This window comes from Micromonospora sp. MH99, from assembly GCF_021442385.1.
Classification (GTDB): domain Bacteria; phylum Actinomycetota; class Actinomycetes; order Mycobacteriales; family Micromonosporaceae; genus Micromonospora.
The window spans coordinates 1-16,776 of sequence record NZ_MUZA01000075.1; the positions used below are offsets into that span (position 1 = coordinate 1).

At 73.0% G+C, this 16,776-nt stretch carries 11 protein-coding genes and 1 pseudogene; 6 read left to right on the forward strand and 6 right to left on the reverse strand.

Annotated elements, in window-relative coordinates; genetic code table 11:
* Positions 1-371 (forward strand): annotated as a pseudogene (locus B0E54_RS27500) (hypothetical protein); the annotation flags it as partial.
* Between the two features lie 27 nt (positions 372-398).
* Here B0E54_RS27500 and B0E54_RS27505 read toward each other — a convergent pair.
* Complete coding sequence (locus tag B0E54_RS27505; RefSeq protein WP_234589142.1) at positions 399-1,250, reverse strand: DUF3152 domain-containing protein; 852 nt, start codon at positions 1,248-1,250, stop codon at positions 399-401.
* 141 nt (positions 1,251-1,391) lie between these two features.
* Between B0E54_RS27505 and B0E54_RS27510 the strand changes: the two genes are divergently transcribed.
* Positions 1,392-1,892 (forward strand): SigE family RNA polymerase sigma factor, encoded by a 501-nt coding sequence (locus B0E54_RS27510; protein ID WP_234589143.1) that lies wholly within the window; start codon positions 1,392-1,394, stop codon positions 1,890-1,892.
* Positions 1,889-2,647, forward strand: a complete 759-nt coding sequence (locus B0E54_RS27515; RefSeq protein WP_234589144.1) for a hypothetical protein — start codon at positions 1,889-1,891, stop codon at positions 2,645-2,647. The genes B0E54_RS27510 and B0E54_RS27515 overlap by 4 nt, the downstream gene beginning before the upstream one ends.
* An 18-nt stretch (positions 2,648-2,665) precedes the next feature.
* On the opposite strand, the gene B0E54_RS27520 is transcribed toward B0E54_RS27515, so the two are convergent.
* On the reverse strand, positions 2,666-5,503 hold the full coding sequence (locus B0E54_RS27520; protein WP_234589145.1) for an ATP-binding protein: 2,838 nt from the start codon (positions 5,501-5,503) through the stop codon (positions 2,666-2,668).
* A gap of 206 nt (positions 5,504-5,709) precedes the next feature.
* On the opposite strand from B0E54_RS27520, the gene B0E54_RS27525 reads away from it, so the two are divergent.
* Positions 5,710-7,467: a M28 family peptidase gene (locus B0E54_RS27525; RefSeq protein WP_234589148.1), complete on the forward strand. Its 1,758-nt coding sequence runs from the start codon at positions 5,710-5,712 to the stop codon at positions 7,465-7,467.
* Positions 7,468-7,530: 63 nt separating this feature from the next.
* Here the strand turns inward: B0E54_RS27525 and B0E54_RS27530 are convergent, their stop codons facing one another.
* A complete protein-coding gene (locus B0E54_RS27530; RefSeq protein ID WP_234589150.1) occupies positions 7,531-8,229 on the reverse strand; it encodes an SDR family oxidoreductase in 699 nt (232 codons plus the stop codon).
* A gap of 204 nt (positions 8,230-8,433) precedes the next feature.
* Between B0E54_RS27530 and htpG the strand changes: the two genes are divergently transcribed.
* A complete protein-coding gene (gene htpG / locus B0E54_RS27535) occupies positions 8,434-10,350 on the forward strand; it encodes a molecular chaperone HtpG (RefSeq protein ID WP_234589152.1) in 1,917 nt (638 codons plus the stop codon).
* Between the two features lie 129 nt (positions 10,351-10,479).
* Here htpG and B0E54_RS27540 read toward each other — a convergent pair whose 3' ends face one another.
* Entirely contained in the window at positions 10,480-11,133 is a 654-nt protein-coding gene (locus B0E54_RS27540) for a response regulator transcription factor (RefSeq protein ID WP_234589153.1), read from the reverse strand.
* On the reverse strand, positions 11,133-12,305 hold the full coding sequence (locus tag B0E54_RS27545) for a sensor histidine kinase (protein ID WP_234589154.1): 1,173 nt from the start codon (positions 12,303-12,305) through the stop codon (positions 11,133-11,135). Before B0E54_RS27545 ends, B0E54_RS27540 begins: the two co-directional genes overlap by 1 nt.
* Positions 12,306-12,414: 109 nt before the next feature.
* Here B0E54_RS27545 and B0E54_RS27550 point away from each other — a divergent pair, with 109 nt between their 5' ends.
* Positions 12,415-13,851, forward strand: a complete 1,437-nt coding sequence (locus B0E54_RS27550) for a nitrilase-related carbon-nitrogen hydrolase (RefSeq protein ID WP_234589155.1) — start codon at positions 12,415-12,417, stop codon at positions 13,849-13,851.
* On the opposite strand, the gene B0E54_RS27555 is transcribed toward B0E54_RS27550, so the two are convergent.
* Positions 13,829-16,645, reverse strand: a complete 2,817-nt coding sequence (locus tag B0E54_RS27555; protein ID WP_234589169.1) for a BTAD domain-containing putative transcriptional regulator — start codon at positions 16,643-16,645, stop codon at positions 13,829-13,831. The two genes, B0E54_RS27550 and B0E54_RS27555, sit on opposite strands and share 23 nt — an antisense overlap.
* Positions 16,646-16,776: the final 131 nt, after the last annotated feature.

Below are 16,776 nucleotides of genomic sequence, written 5' to 3' on the forward strand. Positions count from 1 at the left end.
CCGGCCGCCCGGCCGGTGGCTCCGGCGCCGACGCCCGCGATGCCGCCGGGCCCGTGCGTACCGTCGACACCCCGGCGCCCGAGGTCCCGCCGGCGCTCGCCAGCCCCGCCCGCCGTGGCTGGCCGCCGGTTTCCTACCTGCTGGTCGCGGCCGTCCTGGCGGTGCTGGCACTGCTGCTCCTGCGTCGCCGCGCGTCCGACACCACGACCGTTGCAGCGTCGGATCCCGGTCCCGCGCCGGATCCCGACCCGGGGCCGGACCCCGACCCCGGGCCGGACAATGTCCGCCGCCTGCCGACCAGCCTCAACGCCATCTACGAGCTGGGCCGGCTGGACGAGCGGCTTGAGCAGGAACGCGGCCGCCGCACCTGACGTACGGCGGCGGCCCCGTCGTCGGGTTCACGGCGCCGCGTAGGCGCCCTCGCGTCGGGGGATCCCGTCGTCGTACGCCCCGATCGGCCCGCGGTAGCGGACCGTGCCGTTCGGGTACGGCCAGGCCCCGGCGCGGCACCCGTGCAGGCCCAACGTCTGCTGCTGCATCACCGGCGCCGGCCGGCCCCGCCCCGGGCAGCGCTCGTGACCGAACCCGAGTTTGTGCCCCACCTCGTGATTGACCATGTACTGCCGATAGGTGGCCAGGCTCGCGCCGTAGTTCGGAACCCCCATGACCCAGCGCGCCACGTTCAGGACCACCCGGGCGCCGTTGCGGCACGACGTGTAGCCGTCCGGCACGTCCTGGCAGAGCGTGTCGCGGGTGCCCGGGGTCGCCAGGTAGATCGTGAAGTCGACGGGTTCGTTCGCGCCGACCCGGCGCAGCCGCCACGTCCCGTCCGCCGTCCACCCGCGTGGGTCGTTCAACGTCGCGGAGATCGCCGTGGCGATGTCGCCCACCCGCAGGCCCCGGATGTCGCGCTCCACGGCGACCCGGTAGCGCAGCGACCCGCCGGTGCTCCCGCCTCCACCGGTCGTCTCGGCAGCGGCCACCGACCAGCGGTTGCTGCCGGTGGCGGGATAGCTGACCGGCACCACAGTGGGCGTCGCCGCCTCGACACCGCCGCTGCCGGCCACTCCCGCCGTCCGTCCCGTCGCGGCCGGTGCCGCCGAGGACAGGCCGGCGGGGTCCGGTCCGCTCGCGGCGCCACCGGCCGATCCGTTCCCGGCGGCCGGCCGGCCACACCCGGTGACCAGCGCCACGACCAGCAGCAACACCACCGGGGACAGATGTCCCCGACGGGTAGCCTTCGTCGACATGTTTCTCTCCCCTCGCGTGCCGGCCCACGGCGACGCGGGAGAGAAGACGGGTGAGCCCGCCAGAAGGTTGACGTCGCGAGGACTCAACCTTCGCGGGCCCTCGCCCGTCTGAAAAGGGTGTGGCACGGGGGAGGGTTCGCGGTGGCGCGGGGTGACGCGGAGTTCGTCGAGTTCGCGCGCGCGGCGTCCGCGCGACTGGTGCACGCCGCGTTCCTGATGACCGGCGACCACCACCAGGCCGAGGACGCCGCGCAGACCGCGCTGGTGCGCACCTACGCGTCGTGGTCGCGGATCCACGACGACGACGCCTACGGGTACGCGCGTCGCACCCTCGTCAACCACCTGGTGGATCGGTGGCGGCGGCCGATGCGGGAGTACCCCACCGAGGAGGTGCCGGAACAGCGGCGCGGCGACGTGGCCGACGACGTGACCACCAGGGCCTGGCTGGTCACCATCCTCGGCGCGCTCAGCCCTCGCGAGCGTGCCATCGTCGTGCTGCGCTACTACTTCGACCTGCCGGAGGCGCAGGTGGCCCGGGAACTCGCCGTATCGGTGGGCACCGTCAAGAGCACCAGCTCGCGAGCCCTGGAGAAGTTGCGCACGGCGGCGCCGCGCACGGCCGACGAGGAGGCGCGTCGATGAGCGAGCTGGATCGGCTCCGTGACGCCATGCGGGCGACCGAGCGCCCGGACGCCACGCTCGACCTGGAAACTGTCATGCGTGCGGGCCGTCGGCTGCGGATCCGTCGGCGGGTCGCCGGGGGCGCCGCGGCGACGTTCGTGGCGGGGCTGGTCGGCGTCGCAGTGGTGGCGGTCGGCGCCCCCGGGCCGGGCGGTCCGGCGTCGACAGGTCCCGCACCGTCGGTCGCCGAGGCTCCGCCCTCGGCCGCCGCCTCGGCCTCGGCGTCGACGGCGAAAGAGCCCACGCCGCCGCCGACGGTGGCCCGCGGCGTGCCGGGTCCGAAGCCCCTGGGCCAGGTGATCGACACGGGAGTGCAGCAGGGCACCGACCGTCGGGTCTACTACGTCGTCTCGGTGTCGGTGCCCGGCGTGCCCAAGGTGACCATCGGGCTGGCCGCCGGCCGTCGCGCCCCGGACGGCACGTTGCGCACGGACATCCTGGTCAACGATGTCGCGGGCGCCGACCGCAGTCCCGGGTTCCACCAGATCGGCTACGACGAGCGCTCGTCGGACGCGCCGGTGCCCACCTTCGGCTACTTCGTCGGCCCCGCCGAGCGGATCATCGGCACGGTGGACGGTCGGCAGGTCGATGCCCGGATGGCGCGCTGGAGCATGAACAAGCAGGTGGTGATCTTCTGGTTCGACCCGGCCACGCTCACTCCGGGGGAGCGCCTGGACGGCATCATCGCCCGTGACCGCGCGGGCCGTCGGCTCTGAGGCCCTGGCGGCGGTGACTCAGGCCGGGTCGGTCAGCGTCCGCTCGATGGTCACCGTCGTCCCCTCGCCGGTGGAGACCAGCCGCACGTCGCCGTACGCGTTCATCAACAGCGCGCCCCGGCCCCGGTCCATGGCCGGCCGACGGTCCCGCCAGGTGCCGAAGTCGCGCACCGAGATCCGGATCCGGTCGTCGCCCACCTGGAGCCGGACCTGCACCTCGGGGCGGCTGGGGCGTTGTGCGTGCTCGACGGCATTGTTCATCGCCTCGGACGCGGCGAGCAGCAGATCCTCCACCACGTCCGGGTGGACGTCCAGCTCGTCCAACGCCAGCCGGACGTCCCGGCGCAGGGCAGCAGCCGAGGTGGGCACGGACGGGTACGTCCACTCCGCCGCCAGGATGTCGCCGAGCCCGTCGCCGGCCGCGTCGACCACCGACCCGCCGGCCGGCTCCCCACCAGCCGTTGCGGTGGTGGCGCGTACGGCGGGCTCCGCCACCGGCGGGGCGGGCGCGACGGCGGTGGCCTCGGTGGATCGCGTCGACCTCGGGGCGTCGCGCACGCTCAGGCTGTCGTCGGCGGTCGGCGCGGTGGCGTCGTCGCCGGACGGGTCGGTGCGGGCGCGGCGGATGGCGGCCCGGATGCGGGCGATCAACTCCGCGGCGGCGAACGGCTTCACCAGGTAGTCGTCGGCGCCGAGGCTGAGGCCGACCACGCTGGCCTCCTCGCCGGCCCGGGCGGAGAGCACCAGCACCGGCAGCGCTCGGGTCGCCGGGTCGGCGCGCAGTCGGCGTACCAGGTCGAAGCCGTCCAGCACCGGCATCATCACGTCGGTGAGCAGGAGGTCCGGCGGCTCCCGGTGGATCGCGTCGAGGGCCTGGCGACCGTCGGTGACCGACCGGACGCGCCAGCCCTGACCGGCGAGCAGCCGACTCAGGTACGCACGCATGTCGCTGTTGTCGTCGGCCACCAGGATCCGGGCACCGGCCAACTCGTCGGCGGCCGGGCCGGACGCCGCGGCGGGCTCGGCGATGCTGCCGCCCGGGTCGGCCAGCCATCCCGCCGCCTCCGACACGGCGGCGCGGGCCACGTCGCCCCGGCCGTTCGCTGCTGGCCCGGTCGTCACCGCGCGTCGGGCCGCCGACCACGGCAGGGCCACCGTGAAGGCGGTGCCGACACCCACCTGGCTGGTCACCCGGACCTCGCCGCCCTCGAGCCGGGTCAGCTCGTGGACCAGGGCCAGGCCGATGCCGGTGCCCTCGTGGCTGCGCGAGCGCGCGCCCTGCACCCGGTGGAAGCGTTCGAAGAGCTTCGGCAGGTCCGCCTCGGCGATCCCGATGCCGGTGTCGGCGACGGTGAGGCGTACCTCGTCGTGGTCGGCGTCCACGGCGATCCGGATGCGGCCGATGAACGTGTACTTCAGGGCGTTGGACAGCAGGTTGGTGACGATGCGTTCCCAGTTGACCGGGTCGAGGGTGACCGGCCGGGGCAGTGGCGGGCAGTCGACCTCCAGAGCCAGGCCGGCCCGTTCGACGGCGGCCCGGAAGACGCTTGCCAGCTCCGCGGTGAGCGCGGCGAGGTCGACCTCGCGGGCGTCGCTGCGAGCCCGGCCGGCCTCCAGGCTGGAGAAGGTGAGCAGGCTGTTGACCAGGGTCAACAGCCGGGTGGCGTTGCGCCAGGCGGTCTCCACCCGCTCCCGCTGCCCGGGTGCCAACGGCGCGGCGGTGTCGGCGAGCGCGTCGGCGAGTGGCCCGAGCATGAGGGTCAACGGCGTACGGAACTCGTGGCTGACGTTGGTGAAGAAGGTCGTCTTCACCCGGTCCAGTTCGGCCAGCGTCTCGGCCCGGCGGCGCTCCTGCTCGTACTCCTTGGCGTTGCGTACCGCCATGGAGACCTGTTGGGTCAACAGTTGGTAGAAGGAGCGGTACGCCTCGTCCAGTTCCCGGTTGGGGCTGACGCCGGCCAGCAGGACGCCGAGCGGTTGGTCCTCGGCGGCCGAGGGCAGCGGCAGTGCCAGCGCGGCGGCTGTGGGATCGCCCCACGGGCCGGCGGGCAGGGTCAGCCGGTCCGCGACGCCGGTCACGTCGGTGGGGCGACCCTGCGCGGCGTCCGGGAGCGCCCAGGCGCGGGCCGCCGGGCTCGGGTCGGCCAGGTCGACGACGTCCGGCAGCGCCCCGGTCACCGCGGGGTGACCCGGGTCACCGCCCGCGCAGGCCGTCCGGCGCAGCACCGCGCCGTCGCGCAGGTAGATCGCCGCGAACGGCACGTCCAGCGGGTGGGCGCCGATCGCGTCGATCAGCCGGGCGCAGGTGGCGTCGACGTCGACGGTGCGCCCGTCGCCGCGCAGGCTCAGGTCGCGTAGCAGCCGCAGTCGCCGTTCGCCGACGACCTGCTCGGTGACCTCGCTGCACACCGTCAGCACGCCGACGGTGCGGCCGTCGTCGTCGCGGGCGGGGGCGTGCGAGACGCTGAAGTACGCCTCCTCGCGGTAACCGGCGCGCTCCAGCAGCAGTTGCAGAGCGGGCACCCAGCTGGCCACGCCGGTCGTCATGGCCTGCTGGATGAGGGGGGCGAGGACGTCCCAGCCCTCGGCCAGGGTCACCCGTACGTCGTCGCCGAGCGCGGCGGGGTGTTTGTCGCCGATCAGGGCGGAGTACGCGTCGTTGTAGAGCTGGGAGAGGCGGTCGCCCCAGAGCAGGAGCATGGGGTAGCGGGAGGAGAGCACCACCCGCACGGCGGCCCGCAGGCTCTGCGGCCAGCCCGACACCGCCCCGAGCGGGGTGTCGGCCCAGTCCAGCTCGGCCATCAGCCGTCCGGTGTCACCGCCGTCGTCGAACAGGTCGGTGCGGGGTCGTGTCACGCTCGACCCGCCGTCATCGCTAAGCCCCCCGTTCCGGGCCCGACGACCCCTGCTGGCGTTACCTACCCATCCTGGCACCTCTACTCACCTGTGCCGTCGTCGGTACCCACCGTCTAACGGGTGGGGGTTCGGGACGAACGACCGATGTCACAGACATAGATCTCTGTCAGTGTCTCGGTAATCTCTCCAACCCCCGAGGAGCCCCCATGAGAGGCAGAACGCTGAGCGCGGCAATCGCGCTCACCGTGTTCGCCGGGATGACGGTGACGCTGGCCGCCCAGCCGGTGAGCGCGTCACCCTCCGCCCCGACGACAGCGGCCCGGCCGATCGCCGCGTCCGCAGCCGTCCTGGCGGCGCCGGACATCTCCGTCACCAACGTCCAGGCGCACCTGACCCAGCTCAACTCCATCGCCAGCAGCAACGGCGGCAACCGGCGGGCCGGGTCGGCCGGCTACACCGCCTCGGTCAGCTACGTGAAGAGCAAGCTCCAGGCCGCCGGCTACACCGTCAGCGAGCAGACCTGCTCCAGCTGCACGTACCCCTCGAACAACCTCATCGCCGAGTGGCCCGGCGGCCCGACCGACCAGGTGGTGATGTTCGGCGCCCACCTCGACAGCGTCTCGGCCGGCCCGGGCATCAACGACAACGGCTCCGGCTCCGCCACCCTGCTGGAGAACGCGCTGGTCCTCGCCGCGCAGAACCCGACCATGACGAAGAAGGTCCGGTTCGCCTGGTGGACCGACGAGGAGCAGGGTCTCAACGGCTCCCGGTTCTACGTGAACTCGCTCAGCGCGACGCAGCGCGGCTACATCAAGGGTTACTACAACTTCGACATGGTCGGCTCGACCAACGGCGGCTACTTCATCAACCGGGTCACCTCCACGACGGCGGCGCCGCTGAAGGCGTACTGGGACTCCCTGGGGCTGCAGCCGGAGGAGAACGTCGAGGGTCAGGGCCGCTCCGACGACTACTACTTCCAGCAGGCCGGCATCCCCACCTCCGGCTACGCCGCGGGCGCGAGCGCCCGTAAGACGAGCACACAGGCGGCCAAGTGGGGCGGCACGGCCAACGCCGCCTACGACTCGTGCTACCACCGTTCCTGCGACACCACCGCCAACGTCAGCGCCACGGTGCTGAACCGGGCCGCGGACGGCGTCGCGTACGCGCTGTGGCAGCTCGCCGTGGGCGGCGGCACCCCGACCAACGACTTCTCCGTCGCGGTCAGCCCCACGACGCGGACCGTGGCCCGGGGCGCCAGCACCACCGCGACGGTCTCCACCGCCACCACCGCCGGCTCGGCGCAGTCGGTGAGCCTCTCCGCCTCCGGGGCGCCCAGCGGGGTGAGCGTGTCGTTCAGCCCGTCCTCGGTGACCTCCGGCGGCTCGGCCACGATGACCCTGAGCGCCTCGGCCAGCGCGGCCACCGGCACCTTCACGATCACGGTCACCGGCACCGGCTCGGTCACCCGCACCGCCAGCCTCACGTTGACGGTGACCGGCACCGGCGGCTGCTCCGGCGGGCAGGTGATCGGCAACGGTGGCTTCGAGAGCGGCAGCACGCCGTGGACCGCGTCCTCCGGCGTGATCACCAATTCCAGCAGCCAGCCGGCCCGGACCGGGTCGTACAAGGCGTGGCTCGACGGGTACGGCAGCACGCGTACCGACACCCTGTCCCAGTCGGTGACCGTGCCGGCCGGCTGCGCCAGCTACACGCTGTCGTTCTGGCTGCACATCGACACCGCCGAGACCACCGGCTCCACGGCGTACGACAAGCTGACCGTGCAGGTGGGCTCGACCACCCTGGCCACGTACTCGAACCTCAACGCCGCCTCCGGTTACGTCCAGCGCACGTTCAACGTGGCCGGGTTCGCCGGGCAGACGGTGACCCTGAAGTTCACCGGCACCGAGGACTCGTCGCTGCAGACCAGCTTCGTGATCGACGACGTGACCCTGCAGGCCAGCTGAGGGCGTACCCGTCGGAAAGGGCCGCCGCCGGATGCTCCCGGCGGCGGCCCGTCGCGTTCCAGGTCAGGGGAGCTGCGGGTAGAGCGCGGCGACACCGCCGGCGAGCCCGGCCTGCACCTGCCGGCTGACGTCGTCGGTGACGATCTCGTACGCGTCGGCCTCGATGCCGTCGACGGCGAGCCGGGCGATCACCGCCGGGTCCGACTTGGCGCCGGTGATGGTCGCCGCCATCTCGGTGTCCATGTAGCCGACGTGCAGGCCGGCGACCCGGACGCCCCGCTCGGCGAGCTGGAGGCGCAGCGCGTTGGTCATCGCCCACTCGGCGGACTTCGCGGCGCCGTACGCCCCGTGCAGGGGGAAATTCACCCAGGACAGCACGGAGAGCACGTTGAGGACCGTTCCGCCACCGTTGCCGGCGATGACCGGGGCGAAGGACCGGATCATCGACAGGTTGCCGAGGTAGTGCGTCTCCAGCTCCAGCCGGATCTGGTCCAGGTCGCCCTCCAGCAGGTCCGCCCGGCTGTCGATGCCGGCGTTGTTGACCAGCAGGTTCACGTCGCCGGCGAGCGTCGCGGCGGCGGCCACCGAGTCGGGGTCGGTGATGTCCAGCCGGACCGGCGTCACGCCGGGCAGGTCGACGGAGTCGGGGTTGCGGGCCGCGGCGTACACCGTGGCGCCGCGCGCGACGAGTTCGGCGGCGAGGTGTCGGCCGAAGCCGCGGTTGGCGCCGGTGACGAGGGCGGTGCTTGCGGCGATCTTCATGGGAGTGCTCCAGGTTCGGTCGATGCGGCACGACGGCGTTCGTGGACCGGAACGCTATCCGGCTGACTTCTGCTGAGCAAAGTCAGCTACGTCACCGCGCGCCGTCCTCGGATCGGGAATACGACCCGGACGCGGGCACGACCGCGGCGGTGACGACTCGTATCCTTTGCGCGAACCTCCGCACGAGCCGAGAAGGGAGACGGTGTGAGCAACCAGGCCGAGACGTTGGAGTTCCAGGCCGAGGCGCGTCAGCTCCTCCAGCTGGTGGTCCACTCGATCTATTCGAACAAGGACGTCTTCCTGCGGGAACTCATCTCGAACGCGTCCGACGCCCTGGACAAGCTGCGGCTGGCGACGCTCGTCGACAAGGATCTCGTCGCCGACACCGATGACCTGCACGTCGCCATCGAGGTCGACCGGGACGCCCGCACGCTTACCGTGCGGGACAACGGCATCGGGATGACCCGCGACGAGGTGGTCCGGCTGATCGGCACGATCGCCAAGTCCGGCACCGCCGAGCTGCTGCGCCAGCTGCGCGAGTCCGCCGACGCCCGCGCCTCGCAGGACCTGATCGGGCAGTTCGGCGTCGGCTTCTACGCCGCGTTCATGGTCGCCGACCGGGTCACCCTGCTGACCCGCAAGGCTGGCGAGACCGGCGGCACCCGCTGGGAGTCCACCGGCGAGGGCACCTACTCGATCGAGACCGTCGAGGAGGCGCCGCAGGGCACCGCGGTGACCCTGTACCTCAAGCCGGCCGACACCGAGGACAACCTGCACGACTACACTGCCGAGTGGACCATCCGCGAGATCGTCAAGCGATACTCCGACTTCATCGCGTGGCCGATCCGGATGACAGTCGAGCGTCCCGGCGCCGAGGGCGAGGCCGCCACCAGCGAGGTGCAGACCCTCAACTCGATGAAGGCGCTCTGGGCGCGGCCCCGCGACGAGGTCGACGCCGCCGAGTACAACGAGTTCTACAAGCACGTCAGCCACGACTGGGCCGACCCGCTCGAGGTCGTGCACATGAAGGGCGAGGGCACCTTCGAGTACGAGGCGCTGCTGTTCCTGCCCAGCCACGCCCCGCTGGACCTGTTCTCCCCGCAGGGCCGTCGCGGCGTGCAGCTCTACGTCAAGCGCGTGTTCATCATGGACGACTGCGAGGCGCTGGTCCCCACCTACCTGCGCTTCGTCAAGGGCGTCGTCGACGCGCACGACCTGTCGCTGAACATCTCCCGCGAGATCCTTCAGCAGGACCGGCAGATCCAGATCGTGCGCCGCCGCCTGGTCCGCAAGGTCCTCGCCACGGTCAAGGACCTCAAGGCCAACCACCCCGAGCGCTACCGCACCTTCTGGACCGAGTTCGGCGCGGTGGTCAAGGAAGGACTGATCGACGACACCGACAACCGGGACTCCCTGCTGGAGATCCTGTCGGTCGCCTCCACGCACGACGCGGCGGAGCCCACCGACCTGGCCGGCTACGTCTCGCGCATGAAGGACGGCCAGAGCGACATCTGGTACGCCACCGGCGACTCCCGGGCCACCATCGAGAACTCCCCGCACCTGGAGGCGTTCCGGGCCAAGGGCCACGAGGTGCTGCTGCTCACCGACCCGGTCGACGAGGTGTGGGTCGAGCGGGTCGGCGAGTACGACGGCCGGCCGCTGCGCTCGATCGCCAAGGGCCAGGTCGACCTGGACACCGACGAGGAGAAGCAGCAGGCCGAGGCCGAGCGCGAGCAGCAGCGGCAGGAGTTCGCCGCGCTGGTGGAGTGGCTGGGCACGACCCTCGCCGACAGCGTTCGGGAGGTCCGCCTGTCGTCACGGCTGACCACCTCACCGGCCTGCGTGGTGGGCGACGCGCACGATCTCACCCCGACGCTGGAGAAGATGTACCGGGCGATGGGGCATGACGTCCCCTCGGCCAAGCGCATCCTGGAGATCAACCCCGGTCACCCGCTGGTCACCGGGCTGCGCAAGGCCCACGAGCAGGGCGACGCCACCGAAACCCTGACCGAGACCGCCGAGCTGCTGTACGGCCTGGCGGTGCTCGCCGAGGGCGGTGAGCTGGCGGATCCGGCCCGGTTCACCCGTACGCTCGCCGACCGGCTGGCCCGCACCCTGTAAGCCTTCTCGCGAACTGCCTCGCCTCGTCGATCATGGAGTTGTGGTGGGTGACAAAGCGCCCATCACGGTGCCTGACAGGCACCATGACTCCATGATCGACGAGGTCGGCAGACCTGACGTCGCCACTGGTCAGCGGCCGGGGATCACCAGACCGGACTCGTAGGCGATCATGACGGCCTGGGCGCGGTCGCGCAGATTCAGTTTGGCGAGCAGGTTGCCGACGTGGGTCTTCACCGTGTGCTCGCTCAGGTGGTGGTGCGCGGCGATTTCGGCGTTGGACAGACCGGCCGCGATCAGGCGCAGTACGTCCGTCTCGCGGGCGGTCAGGGCGGTCACCGCGGCGGCGAGCGCCGGGTCCGGGTGGCCGCGCCGGTGTAGTTCGCCGATCACCCGGGCGGTGACGCCGGGGGCGAGCAGCGCATCGCCGGCGGCGACCACCCGGACCGCGTTGACCAGGTCGGCTCGTGGGGCGTCCTTGAGCAGGAAGCCGCTGGCACCGGCACGCAGGGCCGCGTACAGGTAGTCGTCGGTGTCGAACATGGTCAGGGCGAGGACCCGGCTCGGGGTGAGTGAGCAGACGTGCCGGGTCGCGGCGACGCCGTCGAGCACGGGCATCCGCATGTCCATCAGGACGACGTCGGGAAGGTGATCGAGGGTGGCCCGCACGGCGGCGGCGCCGTCGGCGGCCTCGGCGACCACCTCGATGTCCGGCTCGGCGCCGAGGATCGTGGCGAATCCGGCCCGGAACAGGTCCTGATCATCGGCGAGCACGACGCGCAACATCAGACGGCCGCGGGTGCGGAGAGGGGCAGGGTGGCGGTGACGGTGAAGCCGTGGCTGTCGGAGGCCGGGCCGGTGCGCAGGGTCCCGCCGCAGGCCCGGGCGCGCTCGCGCATGCCGACTATCCCGTATCCGGGCACCCCGGCGCCGAAAGCCCGGTTGCCGCGACCGTCGTCGGTGATCGACACGGTCAGGGCGTCCGCGCTGTAGCTCAGCAGGATGCGGACCGTTCGGGCCTCGGCGTGCCGGACCACATTGGTCAGGGACTCCTGCACGATCCGGTAGGCGGCGATCCCGACGTCCGCGGGCGGCTCGAACGGCCACCCGAGGGCACCACCGACCGGCGGACCGGAAGTGACCTCGGACCGCGGTCCGGCGACGGATCCGCACGGCGGGGGCGAGACGGTGAGGACGGCGTCGAGTCCGGTGGCGCGGACGCGTTCGACGAGGACGGGCAGGTGGGCGAGGCCCGGCTGGTCGAGGGACTGGTCGGCGGGTTCGTGCAGGCTGCCGACCGCGCGGCGGAGCTGCACGACCGCGTCCCTGCCGGTGGCCGCGATCGTGGCGAACGCGGCGTCGGCGCGGTCCGGGTGGGGGCGGACCAGAAGTGGTCCCGCCTCCGCTTGGACGATCATGACGCCGACGGCGTGGGTGAGGATGTCGTGCAGATCGCGGGCGATGCGGGCGCGTTCGCGCAGCACTGCCGCAGCACGTTCACCGGCGACGCGACGATCGCGTTCGGCGAGGGCCATGGCCTGCGTACGGCGGGCACGGGCGCTCGTGCCCAGGGCGTACGAGAAGCTGTAGGCGACCACCAGGTACCGCAGCACCTCCACGTCCGGGTGTGGATAGAGCAGCGAGAACAGCAGGCCGCCAGCGGTAAGCAGGATGCCGAGCAGGCGGATCGGCAGGGCGGCCCGGGCCGCGAACGTGTAGAGGCAGACGAGCGGGCCGACCGGCAACAGCGGGGGTGCGCCGAGCGAGGCGGAGACGGTCGTGGCGAGGCCCACGACGGCGGCGACCGTCAGCAGTGCGCGGTCACGCCACAGCACCGGGACCGAGGACGCGACCGCGAGCGGCAGCACCCACCAGGCACGTGGCCCGCCGGCCAGGGCGGGCAGCACGGTCGCGGCAACGGCGGCAACGGTGACGGCGAGATTGACGTACCGCTTCACGTCGGCAGTATGGTCCGGCCCGGCGCTGCCGCGCCTCCCTCCACAGGACCAGATCACCTCCACTTCGTACGGCGATCCGCCCCGCCCGCTCCCGCCGCACGATCGACGCATGACGACGATCATCGCCGCGCTCCTGAGTGGACTGCTCTGGCTCGGTGGCTCCGGGCTGCACCCGGTTGCCGCGCTGACCTGGCTCGCCCCGATCCCGCTGATCCTCGCTTCGGTGCGGGTACGCCCGAGGACCGCGCTCTGGGCGACGATTCTCGCCTGGTCGATCGGCCAACTCGGCATTGTCGGGTACTACCTCGGCACCCTGCGACTACCCGTCCTTGCCGTCGGCGGCGTGTTCCTGCTCGGCCTCGGCCTGGCGGCCGGCACGGTCCTGCTCGCCCGGACACTCCTGCTGCGCGGACGAACCGTGACCGCCGTTCTCACCGTGCCGTCACTGTGGGTGCTGGGCGAGTACGCCGCGTCCCGCCTGTTGCCGCACGGCGCGTGGTGGAGCCTCGCCTACACGCAGGCGGACGTCCGCCCGGTCATCCAGCTGTCCGCGCTCACCGGCGTGTGGGGCGTCACCTACCTGCTGCTCGCCGTCCCGGTCGCCCTCGCCGCCCTGCTCAGAAGCCTGCGATCCGCCCGCACTCCCCGGCTCGGCGGCGCGCGCCCTGCCCTCACCTGCCTGCTCGCCCTCCTGCTCGGCACCGGCGGATGGTCGGCCTGGTCACTGAGCCGCTCCCCGGACCCGGCCGAGCCGCTGGCCGTGGGCCTCGTCGCGCTGCGACAGTCCGAGGACGGGCTCCCGGTCGACGAACCGTCCGGGCGTGACCTGCTCGCCCGGTACGTTCCGCGGGTCTCGGGCCTGGCCGCGCGCGGGGCGCGGATCGTCGTGCTGCCGGAGAAGGTCTTCGCCGTGACGGACGCCACCCTGCCCCTGCTCGTCGACGCGCTCCAGCAGACCGAGGCCCGGGTCGTCGTCGGCGCGGTGCTGCGGCGGGCCGGGACCGCGAGCAACGTGGCGCTGGTGCTGGACCCGAGCGGAACGATCAGGACGTACGAGAAGCAGCATCTGATCCCGGGCCTGGAGGACTGGCTGACGCCCGGCGGCGACGAAATGATCGTGGACGGGCGGTTCGGCGTGGCGATCTGCAAGGACCTCGACTATCCCGGTCTGGTCCGGCGGTATCGGGCGCAGGGCGCCTCGGTGCTGCTCGTCCCCGGCCTGGATTTCACCTCCGACGGCTGGCTGCACAGCCGGATGGCCCTCGTCCGTGGCGTGGAGAACGGGCTCACCGTGGTCCGCGCCGCCGCGTTCGGCCGGGTGACCGTCACCGACCCGGGCGGCAGGGTCCTGGGCGAGGCGACCGCCGGTGACGCGCAGCTGCTGGTCACGGCCGCTCCGACGACCGGCTCAGGCACTGTCTATTCGCGGACTGGCGACTGGTTTCCGATCCTGTCCGTGGTGTTGTTCGTCGTCTGCGTCGGCGGGGTGGTGGGCCGGCCGGGCGGCGGGCCCCGCCGACGGGTCACGACCCGCCGGTGGCCGTGAGCCGTTGACGGATCCGCTCCGCGTCCGGGTGCCCGAGGTCGTCGAGGAGGCTCAACGCCGTCCGCCAGCTCCGGGCCGCCCCAGCCGGGTCGCCGGCATCGACCTGCGCCTCGGCCAGGTGCCCCAACGTGTCCGCCTCGTAGTACCGGTCCCGGAACTCCCGGTACAGCTCAACCGCGTGCCGGTACGCGATCACCGCCTCCGCGGGTCGTCCGGCGCGGTGCTGCGCGTAGCCGAGGGTGTCCCAGGTGGGCGCCTGGCCGTGCCGGTCGTCGAACTCGCGCAGCAGCTCCAGCGCCTGCTGGCACGCCCGCACCGCGGCGTCGTGCGCCCCGAGTTGGGCCTGATACCAGCCGACCGCGTTCAACGCCATCGCCTGCCCGTAGCGGTGGCCCGCCTCGCGGTACAGCGCCAACGCCGCCTCGGCATGCTCGACCACCTCGGCACGCCGGCCCTCCCGGTCGGCCACCTCGGCGAGGTCGAGGCAGGTGTGCCCCTGGTTGGCCGGGTCGCCCAGCTCGCGGAACAGCTCCAGCGCCCGCTGGAGCTGCCCGGGCGCCTCGTCGAGCCGGCCCAGGCGGGCATGCGCCCGGGCCAGGCTGCGGTGCGCGTGCGCCTGCCCGTCCGGGTCTCCACTGCGGCGCGCGGCCGCCAGCGCCGTACGTTGCACCGCCAACTGGTCGTGCCAACCGCCCTGCCGGTCCAGGAAGCTGGTCAGGCTCCAGGCCAGCTGCCAGGCGTGTCGGTCGAACCCGCTGGCGGCGCACCGTTCGACAAGCGCGATCAGCACCTCGCGTTCGCGGGTGAACCAGGCCACGGCCTCGTCATGGTCGCCGAACTTCTCCGGCCGGACGCCGCCGGCGGCCGGGGCGAGGGTGATCGGATCCCAGTGCGGGTGCAGCAGCACGGACGCGCCGTGCGCGCTGTGCAGGTAGTGGTCGAAGAGCCGGCCGCGCGCCTCGGCCCGGTCGCCGGCCGGATCGTGTTCGGCGGACAGTTCGGCCGCGAAGGCCCGCAACAGGTCGTGCATCGCGTACCGGTCCGGGCCGCGCTCCAGCACCAGATGCGCGTCGGCCAGCTCGGCGAACGCCGCCTGCACGGCCCGTCGACCGCCGCCGGCGAGACTGACCGCCGCCGCCGTACTCACCGTCACGTCCGTACTTCCCCCGACCAGCCGGAACAGCCGCGCGGTCGACGTCGACAACAGCCGGTACGACCAGGACAGCGCCGCCCGCACGCTGCTGTCATGCTCTCCGGTGTCCAGGCCGTCCAGCCGGCCGTCGGCCCGGAGTTGCGCGCCCAACTCGGTCAGGGGCAGCTGGGGCCGGACCACCGCCCGGGCCGCGACCACGACCAGGGCCAGCGGCAGCCGGTCGCAGAGTCGGACCAGCTCGTCGACGGCGGCCCGTTCGTCCTTCGCCCGCGCCCCGATCCGCGCGAGGAGCAGGGCCTGCGCGTCCTCGGCGGTGAGCAGATCCAGCACCACCGCCTCCGCGCCCTCGGTGGCCACCAGCCCGGTGAGCCGATCCCGGCTGGTCACCAGCACCAGGCAGCCGGGCGCACCCGGCAGCAGCGGCCGGACCTGCGCCGCGTCCCGGGCGTTGTCGAGCAGCACCAGCATCCGCCGACCGGCGAGCAGGCTCCGGTACAGCGCCGTCTGTGCCTGCTCGTCCGCCGGCACCTCCCGCGGCGGCACCCCGAGCGCGGCCAGGAAACCCCGGACCACCTGTTCGGCGCTGCGCACCACACCGCTGTGGCTGTAGCCCTGCAGGTTGGCGTAGAGCTGCCCGTCGGGGAAGTGTCCGGCGGCCCGGTGCGCCCAGTGCACGGCGAGCGCCGTCTTGCCCACCCCGCCCGCTCCGGAGAGCACCGCCAGTGGGACCGCCCCGGGTTGCGCCTCGGCGGACGACCGCAGCGCGTCCAGACGTGCCAGCTCCGCACCGCGCCCGGCGAATCCCCGGACATCCGACGGCAACTGCGCCGGGACCGGGCGGTCCGGGTGGGGCCTGGCGGCGAGGCCCGTTCCGGCGGGGGCGCTGGACGGCCCGGGAGCCGGCGCGGTGACCTCACCGCGCAGGATGGCCTGGTGCAGCTGGCGGAGCTCGACGCCCGGGTCCGCGCCGAGCGCGTCGGCGAGACGGTCCCGCAGCCGGGCGTAGTACGCCAGCGCCTGTGCGCCGCGACCGGCCGCGGCCAGCGCGTGCAGCAGCACGGCGGCGACCGGTTCGTCCAGGGGGTGGTCGTCGGCGAGCCGGGTCAGCGGGTCGATGACCGGGTCCGGCTCGCCCCGCCGCAGCAGGGCGCGGGCCCACTGCACCGCGGTGTCGGTGTGCCGGCGGTGCCAGTCCTGCCGGACCCGCGCCGCCCACTCGCCGGGCAGCCCCGCCAGGGGTTCGCCGCGCCACAGCTCCAGCGCCCGGCGCAACAGCTCCACCCGCTCGGGATCGTCGTCACCCAGCCGATCGGCCCGGTGCCGCAGCGAATCGAAGTGCTGACCGTCCACTGTCTCCGGTGGCTGGTCCAGCAGGTACCCGCCGGAGCGTCGAACCAGCGCGTCCGGTGCGCCCGCGTCGGCCAGCACACGGCGGAGCCGGGCGAGGTAGACGTGCAGATTGTGGCGGGCCCTGGGCGGTGGCGCGTCGCCCCAGACCCGGTCCACAAGCGACTCCACGTGGACCGGTCGGCCGACATCGACCGCCAGCGCGGCCAGGACGGCGCGCTGGCGGGCTGCTCCGGCGTCGACCAGGCGGCCGTCCGCCCAGACCTCGACCGGCCCGAGGACCCGAATCTCCATGAACCGCCGCTCGCCGCGCCGCCAGTCGGACAATCCGCCGACGAGCGGCCGGATTGAGGTTCCGGCAGGAATTCGTCGACCTGCCGCGCAGATCATGGTGGCACAGCGGCATCGATCAACGCGATGTCGGC